Here is a 17,697-nt window from a genome sequence, read left to right on the forward strand (position 1 = left end):
GGGAGGGTTAGGGAGGGGTTAATGCGAGTATTACAACCCCCTCCCAACCTCCCCCTTGGCAAGGGGGAGGTGCAAAAAATTTGAGTAGATGAGAATTTGATATGACACAAGATATCCGCTGGGTACAGCGCTTTGATAATTTTAAACGCTCCTTTAAGCAGCTTGAGATGGCGTTTGCTTTGATGGAGGAGCGTGAGTTGAATGAGTTGGAACAGCAAGGCGTGATTCAGGCCTTTGAATACAACTACGAGTTGGCGTGGAATACGATTAAAGATTTCTACCAGTATCAAGGTGTGGCGGATATTCAAGGCAGCCGCGATGCGTTTCGCCTAGCGGCTAAGCGCGGTTTGATCGACAATGGTGAGGTGTGGATGGATATGATTAAAAAGCGTCAGTTGACGGTTCATACCTACAATCGTGAAACCAGCGAAGCAATCTTAAACGCTATTATTGATGACTATTACCACGCTTTTGAGGCGTTAAAAGCAGCGTTAGCAAGACAATTAGAAGAGAAATAAACATGACGAGTACGGATGTGATGTATGGTTTGAAAAAGGAAGACCTAAGTCGGATTATAGCGGTGTTCCAACACTTTCCCTCTATCACTTCCGTTGTGCTCTATGGCTCTCGGGCCAAGGGCAATTATCATTCAGGCTCAGATATTGATATTACCCTCTTTACCACGGACAACCCGCCTAAAAATCTCTTGTTTCAAGTCATGGATAGACTGGATGATCTGGATCTGATTTATGGCTTTGATGTCTCCCTGCATCAGCATATTGATAATCCATCTCTAATTGATCATATCCAGCGGGTCGGCGTTGAAATCTACAGTGCGCAGCAAGCCAAATTAGTCGAGCAACTGAATCAAGAGTTTGATGGCATTGTCGATGACCCCGCGCAAGTGCAATCCGAAGCGCAGATGGAAGAGTCGCTTATCTCGCGTTTAACGCAACTGGGCTATGAGCGGGTCACCATCCGTAATGGCACGGAGTTAAAGGCCAATCTAAAACGCCAGTTAGAGATTCAAAACAAGGTGACCTTAACGGAGAGCGAATTTTACTTTGTAATTAATCATTTAAATAAGGGCAATATTTTCCAGCGGGCGGAAACCCTGCGTAAACGCTGCCATGTTCCACGGGATGGTCAGCAAGATCTTTATCTACAATTTTTCAACACGGATTTTTGGTGCCAAAACCAATACCAAGTGACGAGCCAAGTGCGCCAAGAAGGTGGCCGCGTCAATCGCTACGATGTGACGTTATTGGTGAATGGTTTACCCTTGGTACAAATCGAGCTAAAGCGCCGAGGCGTCGAGTTAAAAGAAGCGTTTCACCAGATCAACCGTTACCAGCGCGATAGCTTTTGGTCGGAAGATGGCTTGTTTAACTATGTGCAGCTGTTTGTTATCTCCAATGGTGTGCACACAAAATACTTTGCCAATAATCGTAAGCTGGATTTTAAGCAGACCTTCTTTTGGGCAGACGAAGACAATAATCTGATTACCCGCTTAGAGCCTTTCGCCGATGCGTTTTTAGAAAAATGTCATGTGTCTAAGATGATCAGCAAATATCTGGTGCTGCATCAGTCCAATAAATTACTGATGGTGATGCGGCCTTACCAGGTGTATGCCGTTGAAAACTTGATGAAAAAAGTCCGTCATTTCACGCCGGAAAAAGGCGATGCCAACAATGGTTATATTTGGCACACTACGGGGTCAGGTAAGACGCTAACCAGTTTTAAAGCCGCTCAGCTTATTTGTGAACTCGGTGGTAAAGGCCATGTGGACAAAGTCTTGTTTGTGGTGGATCGTGCCGATCTGGATTACCAAACCTCCAAAGAGTTTAACCACTTTAGTGATGGTTGTGTGGACAGTACCGACAGCACCAAAGAGTTGGTTAGTCAATTATCTGGCAAAAACAAGCTGATTGTCACGACTATTCAAAAGCTCAATGTGGCTGTGACTAAGATCAAACATGAAGCTGCGCTGGAAAGCCTAAAAGGTAAGCGCGTGGTGCTGATTTTTGATGAATGCCATCGCTCCCAGTTTGGTGAGTCTCACGCCAATATCAAACGTTTCTTTGGCAATAAAACCCAGTTGTTTGGTTTTACGGGGACACCGATCAAAAATAAAAACCATAATTATTTCCGTATAACAGAGGATCTATTCGGTAAGCATCTACATAAGTATCTGATTACTAATGCGATTCATGATGACAACGTGCTGAAGTTCTCGGTGGAATACTGGTCTGGGATCAAAGATGTAAATGGCAATCCCATTGACGAAAGTGAGCTAAGAAAAGAAGACTGGGAAAGTGACCAGCGTATTGACCGGGTCACCGACTGGATCATCAAACATCATGATCGTAAGACCTACAGTCGAGCTTACTCGGCGATGATGTGTGTGGGTAGTAAAGAGGCGCTGATAAAGTACTACGATACCTTTGAAGCGAAACGCCAAGCAGGTAAACATGATTTGCGCATCGCTACCATTTTCTCCTTTGCCGATAACGAAGCGGAAGAAGAGCAAAATGGGGATGCGGGTAATCCAAGCTTTGAAGTTGCCGACAGCAATGGCAAGCATGAAGTCAGCCGCGACAAGCTAGAGCAATACGTAAAAGACTACAACACACGTTATAAAACCGCCCACAGTATTAGCGACAGCGTGAAGTTCTATACCTACTACAAAGACATCGCTAAGCGTATGAAAGAGCGCGAAAGGGACGACTTTGAAGACAAAGACCGCGTGGATATTTTGTTGGTGGTGAATATGTTCTTAACAGGTTTTGATGCCAAGAAGCTCAACACTCTGTATGTAGACAAAAACCTCAAACACCACGGCTTGATTCAGGCGTTTTCTCGTACCAATCGTACCTTCGGTGAGCAAAAAGCACAGGGCAATATTGTTTGCTTTCGCAACCTAAAAGCCAATGTGGATGAAGCCATCGCCATGTATTGCGATGGGGATGCCAGCGAACGGGTCTTGTTGGAACCTTATGGCTTTTATGTGGATGAGTTTAATGACAATGTGGCCAAGTTACTCAAGCTGGTGGCAACGCCGGACGATGTTAGCAAGTTGATCAGCGAAGACGCGCAACTCGCTTTTGTTAAAGCCTTCCGTGAACTCATGCGTGATGCCAACAAGCTCAAATCCTTTACCGAATTTGATTGGGAAGATCTAGACCTTAACGCCCAGACCTTTGCGGATTTTGCTGGGGCTTACAAGGATCTTTATGACCGCCATCGCCAACCGAAAGAAGACGCTCAGGATGAGCTTAATACCATAGATTTCGAGTTAGAGTTGATTCAGCACGATGAAATTAATGTGGCCTATATCTTACGTTTATTGGGTGAGATAAAAGATGCAGAAGCCACCTATGGACGCAGCCCCTCTACTGACAAACGTCTTGGTGAGGTGATGAAGTTACTAGGCAGTGAAATACAACTGCGGGGTAAACGGGAACTTATCGAGCGTTTTATCAATGACTATATGCCCAGTCTGTCCCCTGAACAAAGTATCGAGCAAACCTTTGCCGCCTATTGGCAACAACAAAGACGCCTCGCTATCCATCAGTTGTGTCAAGAAGAACAACTTGATAAGGCTAAGTTTTATCGACTGGTGGATGAATACGCCTTTACCGCTAAGCCGCCGCTACGGGAACAATTTTTTGATGCTTTACAGTACAAGCCTAAATTACTGGAGCGGAAAAAGGTCTTTGAGCGTTTATTGGCTAAATTCCAAGACTTGATCGAAACTTTTGAAGATCACACAGGTTTAATCGTCGGCGTAAGCAGTACCGAAGCCGACTATGATGTTTCCACGCTGACGTCCCTTTCCCATTCGATAAAAGATCGACTTATTTTCTTTACCGATGAGACGCAACGCAGTCAAAAAGCCTGCCGTCTTGCTACGTTTAATCTGTCTCTTGATTTGCCATACTCAAAAGAACTGTCCTCTCTAAAAGCTTATGCGTTAGGCAATCCGTTACTGGCTCATGGGGTGGTGAGTGATGACATATTGAGCGAATATCTTAATATTGTCAGTCGTTTAGAGGCTTTGTTAGATGAATATGAGCTGCCTTTAATTCAGTCAGAGACTGACGAAAACGGTTTATTTTGGAGCCTTTCGGAAGCGCGAGAAGGCAGTACGATTTTAGAGTTTGTTTTGCAATATTGGGATAATGCCATGCTGACTGGTGGTGGTATTGGCGCCTTCTTAGCGGCGTACCCGAAAATGTCTGACGGCTTCAAACGTCTGAAAGAAGATGTTAAAAGCTGGCTACCAGAGAAGCAGCCAGGCAATTTGATGCCAATGATCATCGTCGATGAAGTTGAACAAGAGCTCAGAAAACTGCGAGAAGAACGTGACCAACATCATTAGCTATATAAGCACTCTCACCTATAACGAGCTTGAAGATTGGGCCGGGGGTAAAATCTTCACCCGAGGTAAAAACCTCGTCAATAAAGTGCGGCAGCTGGAACGCCGAGGTGAGAATGAGTTAATCGCTCAAGTGAAAGGTACAGAGCTGTATGACTGTTCAGTTGTGCTGGAGGATGGGGAATTAGAGTCTGATTGCACCTGCCCCTATTACGACCGTTGTAAGCATGTGGTTGCGGTTGTGTTAGCGACGGCAAAAGCCATTAAAGCGGAGCAAGGTATTCCGCTTGCGGAGCCTAATAATACGTCGTCTACTGAGCCATTGGCGGAGTTTTCCAGTCTGGATAAGACCAAAAGGCAGATGCTTGAGCAGATTCAGCAAAAAATGGCTGAAGCAGGATTAAGCCTAGAGCAGGTTGACGCACTTACCAGCGCTAAAACAGAACAACCCATTGAGTAGACCCTGACGAGTACCTTGGTGACATGACGGAAGCCGAGCTCAACAAACGACTTTCGACCGCCTTTAATGCTTTATCAAAAGCGAAATTGGTACAGCTGTTAATGGAATTAGCTAGGGACAATCCAGAGACTCTGCTCTATGACCTATTGGAAAGGGCGAGTTTGTTGTCTCGCAAGACACCTGCCTCCAAAAGCCAAATCAGCGCATTGCGTCGTCGGATCAAGAAAATCACCGCAGAAGAAAGTTGGCAAGACCATTGGCGCCGTACAGGTCATACTCCGGATTACAGCCCTATTGTGCGCGGTTTTAATCAGTTAATCGAACATGGGCAGTTTGATGAAGTCATTGAGTTGTCTAAAGAAATGTGGCCGCTTGCTTTAGAGCAAATTAGCCACAGTGATGATGAAGGAGAGCTGATTTTTGAGGTAAGCCAAGCCATGATACCTGTGATGGCGGCCTTACCAAAAAGCTCGATGAAACCCGCAATCCAGATACTTTGGTTGATGGATCTGGCGTTAGAAGACGATTATCACATATTGCAAGGTACTGACCTTGTCTATAACGATGCATGCTATGTTGCATCGGTTTGGCGTGATGTTAGTACCGTGTTAGAAAATCGCCTGAAGAATCAGTATCTTGGCAAGGCTTCCCTTGATTGGAGCGAACGCTTCGCTTATAACCGCGAGGTAAGCCAATTGATGCTTGCCCTAGAAAAACAGGGTGATGTGGACGCGATGATTCGAGTGCAAATGGCATATATTGCCCAAACGCGCGACTACACCAAGCTAGTGGATAGCTTGCTCAAACTAGGTCGACGAGAGGAAGCGGAGCAATGGTTAGTGATGGGCTACCAGCAAGTAGTAGGTCAGGAGCGAGGAACGGCAAGCGCGCTAAAGGATCGACTTTGCGATATGTTGATGGCGGATGGAGATTACCTTGCGGTTGCTGCTTTAATCGCAGATGACTTCTTTGCAACACCAAGGCTTGATGACTACAAAAAGGTTGAACAAGCCTGTCAGCCACTGGATATTTGGCCACAGGTTCGCTTAGCGCTACTGGTTTTTCTTGAGTCTGATAAGTTACCAGACCCTGATTTTGATACTGATCTGTGGCCTTTGCCTGTGCCGCGTCTTACCCAGCTTAATTACAACAGCAATATAAAGAAAAAGCCCGTTTCAGATAGACTGTCTAACTATGCTCGTATGAGTAAAAAGACCCTAATGCTAGAGATAGCGTTATACGAAGAGCGTGTTAGCGAGGCCGTAGCGCTTTATCAGCGCTACTCAGATAGTCTTTATGTGGATGAAGAGTTTGCTCGTAAAGTCGCGCCAGACTACCCAGATATTGCCGCTAAGCTTTACCTAGAATGGACAGAGCAAGAGATTAACAAAGCTAATCAAAAGGCCTACCAAGCGGCGGGTAAACAGCTACGTAAAATGCGTACTGTGCTTGAAAGTCATGGCCGACTTCCTGAGTGGCGACAATGTATTGCTAAACTGCAAAAAGAACACAAACGAAAAATCCGTTTGATGGAAGTACTGGAGCATCTTCTAATACCCAGTAAAAAATTAGTTGATTAGACTGATATTTGTTAAGTTTTAAAGGCAGCCGAAGCTGCCTAAGTGGACATTTCTATAGGGGTTATCCTAAGAATGCGGTGACAGGGACTTCACTGTCTTCAAGCGGTCGTGTATAAACATCCACTAAAGTTGGGCCTTCGGTGGCAAAGGCTTTCGCTAAGGTGGCTGCTAAGTCGTTAGGGTCCCTAACGCTCCATGCTTTAAGACCATATGCTTCGGCCACTTTTTTATGATCTGTTGTTGAGAATTGTGTTGAAAAATAGCGCTTACCAAATGAGCGGTCTTGCCCTGCACGAATCCAGCCAAAGCTGGAGTTATTGAGTACAATAAGTGTCACAGGTAGGTTGTAGCGCACAATAGTCTCAAGTTCTCCAGAAGAAAAGCCAAAGCTACCATCGCCCATAATGCCAACGACTTTGCGCCCTGTATTGGCAAAATGTGCTCCCACGACGCCAGGCAAGGCGAAGCCTAATCCACCGTGGAACCGGTGAAAAATAAATGAACGACCAGAACGCTTGGGCTCAAAGAAAGCGCACAAAAAAGGGGTCGGCGTGCCTGGGTCAGAAACCACAATTGCGTCGTCTGGTAAGGATTTTTGTAACTCAGTGACAAAGCGTTCTCCATAGATCGGCATCGCATCTGAGTGAGAGTATCGATCAAAACGTTCTTTCTTTTGCTCTCTTGAGGCGGTAACTGCCTTCGGCCCCCATTCAGATTCTCGGCATTTTGATGCACTGGATTTTATCAGGAGCAGCACCTCTGTCAGGATAGCTTTCGCATCACCGACCAGAGAAACATCCGTTAGATAGTTGGCACCAATTGATTTTGGATCGATATCAATATGCAGAATTTTTTTCTCGCCATTATATGGATTTGTACGTTTCTCACTGGTGACGGAACCGATACGACAGCCAACATAAACGAGAGTATCTGCTTCACGTAATACCTCACGAGCACCCGCTGTTGAGCCATTGGTGCCGATTGTCCCCATGGCAAGAGGATGACTTTCTGCTACTGTTCCTTTGGCTGAAATCGTGGTGCCAATTGGCGCGCCAAGACATTCTGCAAACGCAATAAATTCCTCAACGGCTCCAGAGTGCATTACGCCACCACCACAGATGATGGCCACTTTTTCTGCTTCGAGAAGAAGGTATGCGGCTTTTGTAAAATCCTCTTTTGCTGGAATCGTTCGTCGACATGGATATTGGCCAAATGAGTTATCTCCCCAAACTTCATTGATATCAAGTTGGCCTTTGAGAACATCGTAAGGTAAGCCAATGTGGGCTGCACCCGGTGCGCCAGATGTCATAGCATTAAATGCTGCTCGTACGGCAGTGGGCACCACTTCGGGAGTCTCGGCAACACGAGTGTATTTTGTAAACGGCTTAAACAAAGCTTCTTGATCACACTCCGTTAAAACAAAACGGTCACGGCCTGCGACAGGGATATCGGAGGTAATGGCTAATACAGGAATCGTGGTGCCGTTTGCTTCGGCAATACCGGGCACCATATAGGTAGCGCCCGCACCACTTGGTCCTTCAACCACACCTACCTTATTGGTGAGGCGAGCATAAACATCCGCCATGTAAGCCGCAGAGCGCTCGTCTCGTGTCAGGATATGCGTAATATCATGGTTCAATTTCGTTAAGCTATCGTAGAAGGGCAAGCTTGTGTCGCCGCATACTCCGAAAATATGCTTTACGCCCATTTTATCTAGCATCATGACCAACGCGTCGGCACCGGTAATCTTCTTTGACTGTTCTGACATGGCATTTCCTTCATATTCGTAGATAAAGTTGACTTTGATTCAAAAAAAGACGAATTTGAAAACGGTTAGAGTTCTTGGCTTGATCGCTCTAGCGTACTTTCTTGACTCAAGTTGGCATGTTTGTTGATCGTCTTTACTTCAGTCTCCTATGCAATGAAGTCGAATATAAGCAGACAAAATACCGGATTTTTATGAAATTCCGGTATTTTGAGGGTGTAATTATGTCTAAGTGGTTTAAGAACGAACTGGATCGCAAATTAGTGGCTTTGCTGCAAGTGAATGCGCGTGAGTCAACGAGCAGCCTTGCGAAAAAATTAGGGGTGGCGCGTTCTACGGTTCATGAACGGATTTCCCGTTTAGAAAAGTCTGGTGTGATTACTGGGTATTCGGCTGTGCTGAGTCGCAATCCATCCGAGGGTAATGTGCAAGCGATGGTGATGCTAGCGGTTGAGCAAAAGCGTGGTAAGCAGGTAGTCGCTAGACTAAATAGCTTCCCTGCAGTGAAGGTGTGCTTTGCGATTAACGGGAGTTTTGATTATTTTCTAAGCGTTGAGCAGCCGACTCTGGAAGAGTTGGATGAATTGTTGGATGCGATTGGTGATATCCCCGGAGTCGAACGCTCCACTTCATGGATTGTTTTGTCTCGTAAATTTGATAGACGCTATAAAGAAGTGCTTGATATGGTGAAAACACAGATGAGTGAAATAGCCAATGAGTAGCTGTTTTTTCGTGCCTGAATCGATGACTTTGCTTTCTTGTTTAGCCAGTTTTTTGTCTGGTTTATCACCAGAGCTTTTGAGCGGATGGTTAAAGCAAATTAGAATGTGTCATGATCAAAGTGATAGATTTTATCGTCATTTTGCCTGAAAAATGGAAAAATTAGGCGTTTTGCATAGTGCAATAGGCATAATTAGATGGTTATATTTATAAACAATATTAAAAAAACGTCACAAACAAGGAAACCTAAATGAAAAAAAACACGATTAAACAGGGTGCAAAGGCTCTGATTGCCGGGTTAGCTTTGGGCTTATCAGGCTTTACTTTTGCTGCAGACACTTGGGATATGCCGTTGGCGTATTCTGCCTCGAATTACAATTCTGTCATCGATAAACAGTTTGCTGACCAAGTGTCAGCCGCGCAGAATGAAATTAAAATCGTTACCCATCCGGGTGGGTCTTTATTTCCAGGGGGTGAAATTTACAATGCGGTACGTCGTGGTCTAGCCCCCATCGGTGAGCGCTTAATTTCTGCTTTAGGCAATGAAAGTCCAATTTATACAGTGGATGCCATTCCATTTTTGGCAACGGATTACCCATCGGCTTGGAAGCTATACCAAGCATCAAAACCTGCTCTTGAAAAAGAGCTTAAGAAAAATGGTATGAAGTTACTGTATTCCATTCCATGGCCGCCACAAGGTCTTTACGCCAACAAGCCGATCAATTCGATTGCCGACATGAAAGGTCTTAAATTTCGCGCCTATAATCCAGCAACGTCAGAAGTAGCAGAGTTAATGGGGGCGATTCCAACTAAGATCGAAGCCGCTGGTGTGGCTCAAGCGTTTGCGACTGGCGTGGCTGACAGTATGATCTCTTCGGGTTCTACTGGTTATGACCAGAAATTGTGGGAAAACGTAAAATACTGGTATGACATCAGAGCTTGGCTACCTAAAAATATGGTATTTGTAAATTTACGTGCTTGGAATGCATTGTCTCCAGCGACGCAAAAAATCGTCTTGAAAGCCGCAGCAGATGCTGAAAAGAAAGGTTGGGCAAAATCCGAAGAGTTGGCGGGCTGGTATAAAACTCAGTTAGCGAAACACGGTATGATTGTTCAATACCCTAGTGATAAATTGACAGAGCAGCTACAAGCAATTGGTGTGAAAATGACAATGGAATGGTTGAAAAAAGCAGGCCCAGAAGGTCAACATATCATCAATACTTATCAGCAAAGCAAATGATCGCTAACACGGAGAGCAAAAACTCTCCGTGTTTTTTTACCTCTACGGACCACGTATATGTTTCTATGTAATATTGGTAAAGGTCTGGATTACTTATATAAGTTATCTGGAGCGTTGGCTGCATTATGCCTTGTTTCTATGGCGCTGTGTGTCGTGACCAGCATTGTTAGCCGTTTGGTAGGCGTGTATGTACCAGGGTTAACGGAAATTGCGGGTTTCTTGATGGCGGCAGCAAATTGTCTTGCACTTGCTTACACCTTTCGTGGTAAAGCACATATTCAAGTGACGCTTTTTATCGAAAAAATGGGCGTAAGAAAGCAGCAGTGGTGGGCGCTGTTTGCTCTGCTAGTGACCTCTGTTGTTAGCGTTTATTTGGCCTACTACATGTGTCGTTTGGTGTATTTTTCTTGGCAATATGGTGATGTTAGTGGTGGCTCTGTTGCCATTCTCATGTGGATTCCACAGTCCGTTGTTTCTTTAGGTTGTATTTTTTTCGCAGTGAGCGTGGTGCACTCCTTTTTTGAGTGTCTCTGGTTCACTGTGACAGGACGCGAAGTCAGTCCTCTTATGAGACAAGAAACAGAGGAAGTAGTATGAGTGATATGTGGTTAATAGGCGTCTTACTAATCGTCTTATTTTTCTTTTTAGGCTCAGGTGTTTGGGTTGGTGCCAGTCTAATTGGTTGTGCTGTGGTCGCGATGGAATTATTTACTAGTCGTCCGGTGGGCGATTCCATGGCCATCACAATATGGAGTTCTATTTCATCTTGGACACTGACTTCTTTGCCCCTCTTTATTTGGATGGGGGAAATTCTCTTTCGAACGAAAATATCGGAAACCCTATTCCGGGGGCTAACCCCGTGGATGTATCGGCTGCCTGGTGGTTTACTGCATGTCAATATTACTGGATCAGCAGTATTTGCCGCCATATCGGGCTCTTCTGCAGCCACTGTAGCCACCGTTGGTAAAATGTCGATCCCTGAGTTGCAAAAGCGTAAGTATCCCGAACGAATGATTGTTGGGACATTGGCTGGTGCAGGAACATTAGGCTTATTAATTCCACCCTCTGTATCCTTGATTATTTACGGCGTAACGGTGAATGAGTCGATCGTAAAGCTCTTTATCGCAGGGATTTTACCGGGGATTATGCTAGCCGCATTGTTTATGGGATATGTCGCACTCACATCCTTATTTAAAAAGACGGGCGAAACAGATGATCTGTCCTTTACTTGGCGTGATAAGTTCAAAGCCTTGGTGAGTTTAACGCCGGTTTTGGCGCTAATAGTCTGTGTTATTGGCTCCATCTATTCAGGCATTGCTACTGCGACTGAAGCGGCTGTTTTGGGGGTTATTGGCTCTTTGATTATTGCCGCCGTGCAGAAAAGTTTGAACTGGAAGTGCTTTATTGAATCCCTTATGGGGGCAATGAAAACGTCAAGTATGATTGCCTTTATTTTAATGGGCGCACATTTCTTATCCTTGGCGATGGGCTTTACAGGTCTACCCAGCAACTTGGCCCAAGGTATTGCTGCGATGCATTTATCGCCGCTCATGCTGATTGTCATTTTGACTGTATTTTATATTATTTTGGGGTGTTTTTTAGACGGTCTTTCTTCCATCGTGCTCACCATGGCGGTGATTGAGCCTTTGGTACGCCAAGCTGGCTTTGACATGATTTGGTTTGGGATTTACCTAATGATTGTGGTGGAGATGGCACAGATAACGCCACCAGTTGGCTTTAACCTGTTTGTCTTACAATCCATGACTGGGCACAATATGGCGTTTATTGCGCGTGCTGCCTTCCCCATGTTTTTGATTATGATTTTGGCGGTATTTATCTTAGTATGGCAACCCGAAATTGCCACGATATTACCAAGTGCAATGAAGTAAGCAATCTGCTTACTTCATATGTTTTCGGCTGGTTTAAGTCGATTTGGTCTCCTTAAACCAGTTGATGGCTTGAATAATATCGAATACAGGTCGTTTGGTGGCTTCCCTAATGGCTTGAATATAAGGGGATAGATTTGTACATTCTAGAATAATGGCTTTAATGGATGGATTTAGCGCTATTAACTTATTGGCAGCGGCAACCACTTCTTGTTGCGCTTGATTTATATCCAGAGTTAATAGGTCCTCTTTTATTGTTTGGTAGAGAACACCATTTTTTGGAATGTCGCTTACAATAATATCGTTGGAATAAAAACCGCCGAAATGTTTTTCGTTAAGTTTGTTCGCGTCAAATGTGAGCACTCCAACTTTATCCTCTTGCTTATTTAGAAACGTTCGAACAAAAGGCAAAGTAAGGAGAGAGCTGGTTATGATCGGTGTGTGTGCAAAGGCCTTTAATTCGCTTTGCATTTCACCTAAAAAACCACAGGTGGTGACGATCAAGTCAACGTTTTTATCTTCTAGAGTTTTTATACTGTTAAAGATGTCTTTCTTGACTTCTTTATTGACACCTTCTGCTGTAACAATAGCGCTGACGGCGGCAGAATTGACGCGCTCGTAGATGACATCAAACGAGAAAGAATTGGGGTTGCCGATGTCACCCAAGACGCGAGGAAAATGGGTATTAAGCATGATAACGCCGAGAGAAAAGGTTTTCTCTTTATGTGCCATTTTATGTACTCCCTAAAACGAATATCTCAATTTAATCAGAGGTTTTTTAAATGGGCAATGTTTATGTGATTGGGGCGGGTGTTGTTGGTGTCAGTTGCGCACTTAACCTGATCGAAAAAGGATTTGATGTTACTTTAATTGAAAAAAATGAGAGTGTTTTAGAAACCTCTTTTGGAAATGCGGGAGTGATTGCGCGTAGTTCTGCGTATTTGATAAATAATAAGAACTTAGTTCCAAGTTTAAAGAAATATGTCTTTAATAAACATCCCGCCGTTCGGATGAGCTATCCCTATTTATTAAAAAACATTAAATGGGCATCTTGTTTTCTTTATAATTCTCTGCAAGAAACGTCTGAAAAAAATATTAAAAGTCTGGACTCTATTATTCGAGTAGCGTTATCCGAACATACAAAGTGGTTGACGGCATCTGGTCAGATGCATCGTTTACGAGATACCGGTTGGTTAAAAATTTATCGCTCGCCAGATGGGGCACAAGCCGCTCATTATGAACAAACGATTTACCAGCAATTGGGTATTGAATTTGAATTACTCAATGCTCAACAGTTACAGGCGTTAGAACCTGCAATAGCGCCTATTTATGGCAGCGCGATGCTCATTAAATCTGCGGCCTCGGTGGACAGTCCCAGTAACGTCACACAAGGCTACCTTGATCATTTTCTCTCTTTGGGAGGAACGCTGGTTCGAGACGAAGTGATGTCTTTGGCCAAGCAAGATACGCAAATTGCTATTCAGGCAAAAGGGGCAAATTATCTTGCGGATCAAGTTGTGCTCGCTGCGGGCCCTTGGTCAAACGATGTACTAAAAACCATCGCGAAACCGCTACCGATGGGATTTGAACGCGGCTATCACGAGCATTATGAAATACCTGAAGGGCCAACGCTAACGCGACCTGTCTATGATGTCGATGGTGCTTTTGTGTTGACACCCATGACTCATGGCTATCGTCTTACCAGTGGTTCTGAATTAAAGGATAAAGACGCACCTGCCTCACCGGATCAACTGAATGAAGTGGCGAAAGCCGCCCAACAGATGCTTAAGTTAGGAAAGTTAGTACCTAATAGCCTTTGGCTAGGGAACCGCCCAACTTTACCAGACTCATTGCCCGCTATTGGGGCTTGTCCTCATGTGGAAGGGGTTTGGTTAGCCTTTGGGCATCAGCATGTGGGTTTTAGTACCGGACCAGCAACGGGGCGTTTGTTAGCGGAAATGATGCTAGGGAAAGACACCTTTATTGATCCTACTCCCTTTTCTCCAGCTCGGTTTAACTAGGATTGATATGATAAACAAGGATGAAACAAGCGTGCTGAGACTCAATAAAAACCGTTTTTCTGGGTATGGTGTGATAGTCGGCTGTGGATTTTTCTTGTTGTCACTTATCCCTTCGCTAAGCGGTCTATTAGTTTTATCAGCTTTATCCTACTGGGTTGTATTTGTGTCGGCTTGGCCGCGTCTAAACCCTCGTAATAAACGACAAATTCGTTTTCTGATGGGGGGCGGCGTTATTGCCTTTCTGGTTGCTTGGGCGTCAGGAAAGATGACGTTGTCTTTTTCCCTAATAGAAGGGAATTTAGGCATTGTTGCCATGTTGTCGGGTGTGTCAGTGTTAGGTTTGTTGCCTAATAATGCCAAACAACATAAGCCTATTGTCGGTACGAAAGGGCTGCTTAGTACGTGGGCCAGTGTTCAGCTGTTGGGGGCCGTGATCAATATGTCTGCGATTTTTATTGTCGCGGACAAGCTATTACAGCAATCTCAGACACTGACCAAGTCCCAATATTCCGTTCTTACACGGGCGCTTACCAGTGCTGGTTTATGGTCACCTTTTTTTGCCTCCGTTGCGGTGGCATTATCGATTGCGCCAAATGCCGAGTTCCATCAACTCGCCATTTTAGGGGTACCTATGGCGATCAGTGCGGCGCTGATTACACTCTGGCAGTTTCGTGCTCAAGGAGAATTGGCGACGTTTTCCGGTTACCCCTTGTCTGTTGCATCGCTGGTGTTTCCCGTGTGTTTGGCTGCACTGGTGCTTGTTTTTCACTATTTTGTGATGAGAGGGGTACCGATTTTATCCATCGTTACCTTACTCAGTCCGGTTTCTGTGATTGCTTTGCTATTAGTGAAAAAAGGGCCCAGTTACACCAAGCAGCGTTTAGCCGAGCATTCGCAAATTCGTTTACCCAATATGGCGAATGAAGTCTCACTTTTTTTATCGGCGGGCTTTCTGACCAAGATGGTCAGTCTTGCCTTGAGCTGCACGCTGGGTACGAATTGGTCTTTATTTCATGAGTTTGGCTTTGTTGAAGCCTTTGGTTGCTTCTTGGGAATTTGTTGCATTGCACTGTTAGGTCTTCACCCTATTGTAGGCATTTCTTTAATGAGCTCCTTTATACCCGCTGATACAGTGAATAACACGCTGCTAGCTTTTGTCTCCTTGTGTTCATGGGGCGTCGGTACGGCGATAGGCCCATTATCAGGCATCAATCTGTCTGTCTCTGGAAAGTATGGTGTGGATAATTTTCAACTCGCCCGAGAAAATTGGTGGTATGGGGCGGCAATGATCTTGGTGGTTGGCATTGCCATGTTTACTTTGGTGCAATTTCAACGCTGACTTGAATCCCAACCAAGAGATGCTTTTTCCTTAAACCATCTCGAACGCCGTTTTTGTTCTCCGTGGTTTGGTTTTGACTGAGCGTAAATTTACCTAGTATGCTATCGACTTTGATTTCCACACCGACGATGCCAGCAAGTAGCGGTTCCTCATTATTACGTTTTTTATTGGTAATGAATACCTCTGTCTTTTGCTTAGGGCGCTTTAAACGCCGCAACAACCGATTTTAGACTCGTAGTGTAGTCGTTTAAATCGTTACAATTGTTTTCTGCTTGTTGGGCTAAATCATTGGTCTCTTTGCTAGACTTGCCAATATTTGAGATGGTCTCTTCGACAGTTTGCGCTTCGTTGGCTTGTTCCTCAGCGGTAGAAGCAATGGTGGTGTTAATATCGACTAACTGTCGAAGCGAAAGAGTAATGAGGCTAAAGGACTCCTCAAGTTTGGCATTGGTTTGGGTACTTTGTTCCATGTGATTTTGTGTGTTATTCATAAATCTGACAGAGTCATTTACTTGATGCTGAAGGGTGTGAATGCTCTGTTCAATTTTTTCCGTTGATTCTTGGACTTTTTTAGCTAGGCCTCTGACTTCGTCCGCAACGACGGCAAACCCTCTTCCTTGTTCGCCTGCTCTAGCGGCTTCAATAGCGGCGTTAAGTGCCAATAGATTCGTTCTGTCTGCAATGCCATTTATGACGTCAAGTATTTGTGTGATAGCGGTTGTTTCTTTAGCCACTTTCTGAATTGAATCGGAGGAGCTGTTGATAATTTGCGCTAAAATTTTTATTTTTTCGGTCATTTCTTTAAGTTGTTGAATGCCCTGAGCCGTTTCATTTTCAATTTTATTGGACGCTTCAGAAGCTTTATTCGTGCCCCGTGCGATATGATGAACTCCTTCTACGAGTTGGTTCATAGAGTCTATAGCGACTTGAGTGTCTTGGAATTGAGCGGAGCGAAATAAACCGACATGAACAAGAAACATTTAGCCCCCACACAGCGCACAACCCAAGAGAAGAAGCGTCGAGTTTATTACAGCGTGTATGGTCACTTGCTGAGCAAGGAGAGACTGTACAAAGGCTTCAAAAAGGTGTGGAAAGCAAAAGGCGCGGCAGGCATAGATAAGCAGAGCCTGAGTGACTTCGCCTCGAAGTTGAGTGATGAACTGGATCAACTTCTTCTTGAACTGAAAACCAAGCAATATCACCCCCAACCGGTCAGACGGGTAGAGATCCCCAAAGCGGACGGAGGAGTGCGATTGCTAGGGATCCCGACGATACGGGATCGAGTCGTTCAACAAACCCTAACCGACGTCCTTACGCCCATCTTTGAAGAACAGTTCCATCCCTCGAGTTTTGGTTATCGACCCAAACGAAGCTGTCATGATGCGATCAACAAAGCCACGATGTTTATGCGCCGTTACGGTTTAAACCATGTGGTGGATATGGATCTATCAAAGTGCTTTGATCGTCTGGATCATGGCTTAATTTTAAAAAGCCTGAGAAAACGAATCGCAGACGGCAGTGTGTTGAAGCTGATAGAACAGTTCCTAAAAAGTGGCGTAATGGTTGGTACGGATTGGCAGGAAACAGAGCAAGGCAGTCCGCAAGGAGGGGTGATCAGCCCCTTGATAGCGAACGTGTACTTGGACGAATTTGACCAACAAATGCGTCAACGAGGTCATCGAATCGTACGCTATGCGGATGACATCCTGATTCTGTGTCGTAGCCGAGCGGGTGCAGAGAATGCACGAGTACAGGCGGCGATAATCTTGGAGAAACAGCTCAAGCTCAAAGTGAACGAAGAAAAGACCCACCTTACGCACAGTCGTGAGGGGGTGAAGTTTTTAGGCGTGGAGATCGGAAACCGATATACCCGAATCCAAACCAAGAAACTGTGCTTGTTCAAACAAAGGCTTAAGCAGTTGACCAAACGCAATGGTGGAAAACCGTTGAGTGAGGTTATCAAACAGCTGAACCTGCTATTAAGAGGGTTTAGTCAGTACTTCAGGATTGCCAATGCGAGTGGTGAATTCAAGAAAATTGCCCAATGGTTAAGGAGACGACTGCGCAGTATACAACTAAAATTATGGAAGAAGCCTAAACGGCTGCACCGAAGGCTCAAGCAACTGGGCTACAAGCCGCCGTTTAAGTACATATCGATGACCAGTTGGAGAAATGCAGCGAGTCCATTAGCCAGCCACGCGATGCCAAACAAATGGTTCGACGAACTAGGATTGGTAAACCTTGAAGAAGTGAAGACGGGGTATGTGTTCAGTGTGCATGCTGAATGTAAGTTTACATGAGCCGTATA

General features: G+C 44.9%; 15 protein-coding genes. 11 read left to right on the forward strand and 4 right to left on the reverse strand.

What is annotated here, in order from left to right; translation table 11 throughout:
* Positions 1-101 precede the first annotated feature (101 nt).
* From AC0VYI_RS01760 to AC0VYI_RS01775, 4 genes are read left to right on the forward strand one after another with little or no spacing between them, the layout of a single operon-like run.
* On the forward strand, positions 102-518 hold the full coding sequence (locus AC0VYI_RS01760) for a nucleotidyltransferase substrate binding protein (RefSeq protein ID WP_475446909.1): 417 nt from the start codon (positions 102-104) through the stop codon (positions 516-518).
* Between the two features lie 2 nt (positions 519-520).
* Entirely contained in the window at positions 521-4,381 is a 3,861-nt protein-coding gene (locus AC0VYI_RS01765; RefSeq protein WP_475446911.1) for a type I restriction endonuclease subunit R, EcoR124 family, read from the forward strand.
* Positions 4,365-4,838 (forward strand): SWIM zinc finger family protein, encoded by a 474-nt coding sequence (locus AC0VYI_RS01770; RefSeq protein ID WP_475446913.1) that lies wholly within the window; start codon positions 4,365-4,367, stop codon positions 4,836-4,838. The genes AC0VYI_RS01765 and AC0VYI_RS01770 overlap by 17 nt, the downstream gene beginning before the upstream one ends.
* Positions 4,839-4,861: 23 nt before the next feature.
* Positions 4,862-6,418, forward strand: coding sequence for a hypothetical protein (locus tag AC0VYI_RS01775; protein ID WP_475446914.1), 1,557 nt, complete (start codon positions 4,862-4,864; stop codon positions 6,416-6,418).
* A 61-nt stretch (positions 6,419-6,479) separates the two neighbouring features.
* On the opposite strand, the gene AC0VYI_RS01780 is transcribed toward AC0VYI_RS01775, so the two are convergent.
* The gene (locus tag AC0VYI_RS01780; RefSeq protein WP_475446916.1) at positions 6,480-8,186 is read right to left on the reverse strand and encodes a thiamine pyrophosphate-binding protein; all 1,707 of its coding nucleotides are present in this window, start codon (positions 8,184-8,186) and stop codon (positions 6,480-6,482) included.
* A gap of 221 nt (positions 8,187-8,407) precedes the next feature.
* On the opposite strand from AC0VYI_RS01780, the gene AC0VYI_RS01785 reads away from it, so the two are divergent.
* The 4 genes from AC0VYI_RS01785 to AC0VYI_RS01800 all read left to right on the forward strand — a co-directional run bounded on the left by AC0VYI_RS01785 (position 8,408) and on the right by AC0VYI_RS01800 (position 12,032).
* The gene (locus AC0VYI_RS01785) at positions 8,408-8,905 is read left to right on the forward strand and encodes an Lrp/AsnC family transcriptional regulator (RefSeq protein ID WP_475446918.1); all 498 of its coding nucleotides are present in this window, start codon (positions 8,408-8,410) and stop codon (positions 8,903-8,905) included.
* Between the two features lie 248 nt (positions 8,906-9,153).
* Entirely contained in the window at positions 9,154-10,143 is a 990-nt protein-coding gene (locus AC0VYI_RS01790) for a TRAP transporter substrate-binding protein (RefSeq protein ID WP_475446920.1), read from the forward strand.
* 57 nt (positions 10,144-10,200) lie between these two features.
* The gene (locus AC0VYI_RS01795) at positions 10,201-10,740 is read left to right on the forward strand and encodes a TRAP transporter small permease (RefSeq protein WP_475446921.1); all 540 of its coding nucleotides are present in this window, start codon (positions 10,201-10,203) and stop codon (positions 10,738-10,740) included.
* Entirely contained in the window at positions 10,737-12,032 is a 1,296-nt protein-coding gene (locus AC0VYI_RS01800; protein ID WP_475446923.1) for a TRAP transporter large permease, read from the forward strand. Before AC0VYI_RS01795 ends, AC0VYI_RS01800 begins: the two co-directional genes overlap by 4 nt.
* Positions 12,033-12,065: 33 nt before the next feature.
* Here AC0VYI_RS01800 and AC0VYI_RS01805 read toward each other — a convergent pair whose 3' ends face one another.
* Entirely contained in the window at positions 12,066-12,761 is a 696-nt protein-coding gene (locus tag AC0VYI_RS01805) for an aspartate/glutamate racemase family protein (RefSeq protein ID WP_475446924.1), read from the reverse strand.
* Between the two features lie 50 nt (positions 12,762-12,811).
* Between AC0VYI_RS01805 and AC0VYI_RS01810 the strand changes: the two genes are divergently transcribed.
* Positions 12,812-14,050, forward strand: coding sequence for an NAD(P)/FAD-dependent oxidoreductase (locus AC0VYI_RS01810; RefSeq protein WP_475446925.1), 1,239 nt, complete (start codon positions 12,812-12,814; stop codon positions 14,048-14,050).
* Positions 14,051-14,081: 31 nt separating this feature from the next.
* Positions 14,082-15,389: a hypothetical protein gene (locus AC0VYI_RS01815; RefSeq protein ID WP_475446927.1), complete on the forward strand. Its 1,308-nt coding sequence runs from the start codon at positions 14,082-14,084 to the stop codon at positions 15,387-15,389.
* Here the strand turns inward: AC0VYI_RS01815 and AC0VYI_RS01820 are convergent.
* Both AC0VYI_RS01820 and AC0VYI_RS01825 read right to left on the reverse strand, forming a co-directional pair.
* Entirely contained in the window at positions 15,364-15,606 is a 243-nt protein-coding gene (locus tag AC0VYI_RS01820) for a hypothetical protein (RefSeq protein WP_475446929.1), read from the reverse strand. The genes AC0VYI_RS01815 and AC0VYI_RS01820 overlap by 26 nt on opposite strands.
* Positions 15,584-16,369, reverse strand: coding sequence for a methyl-accepting chemotaxis protein (locus AC0VYI_RS01825; protein WP_475446931.1), 786 nt, complete (start codon positions 16,367-16,369; stop codon positions 15,584-15,586). The genes AC0VYI_RS01820 and AC0VYI_RS01825 overlap by 23 nt, the downstream gene beginning before the upstream one ends.
* On the opposite strand from AC0VYI_RS01825, the gene ltrA reads away from it, so the two are divergent.
* Positions 16,355-17,689 (forward strand): group II intron reverse transcriptase/maturase, encoded by a 1,335-nt coding sequence (gene ltrA, locus AC0VYI_RS01830; protein ID WP_475446933.1) that lies wholly within the window; start codon positions 16,355-16,357, stop codon positions 17,687-17,689. The genes AC0VYI_RS01825 and ltrA overlap by 15 nt on opposite strands.
* The last annotated feature ends 8 nt before the right edge of the window (positions 17,690-17,697 follow it).

It is taken from the genome of Marinomonas sp. 63XJN7_9_ISO-PGPR-S23-217, from assembly GCF_056173515.1.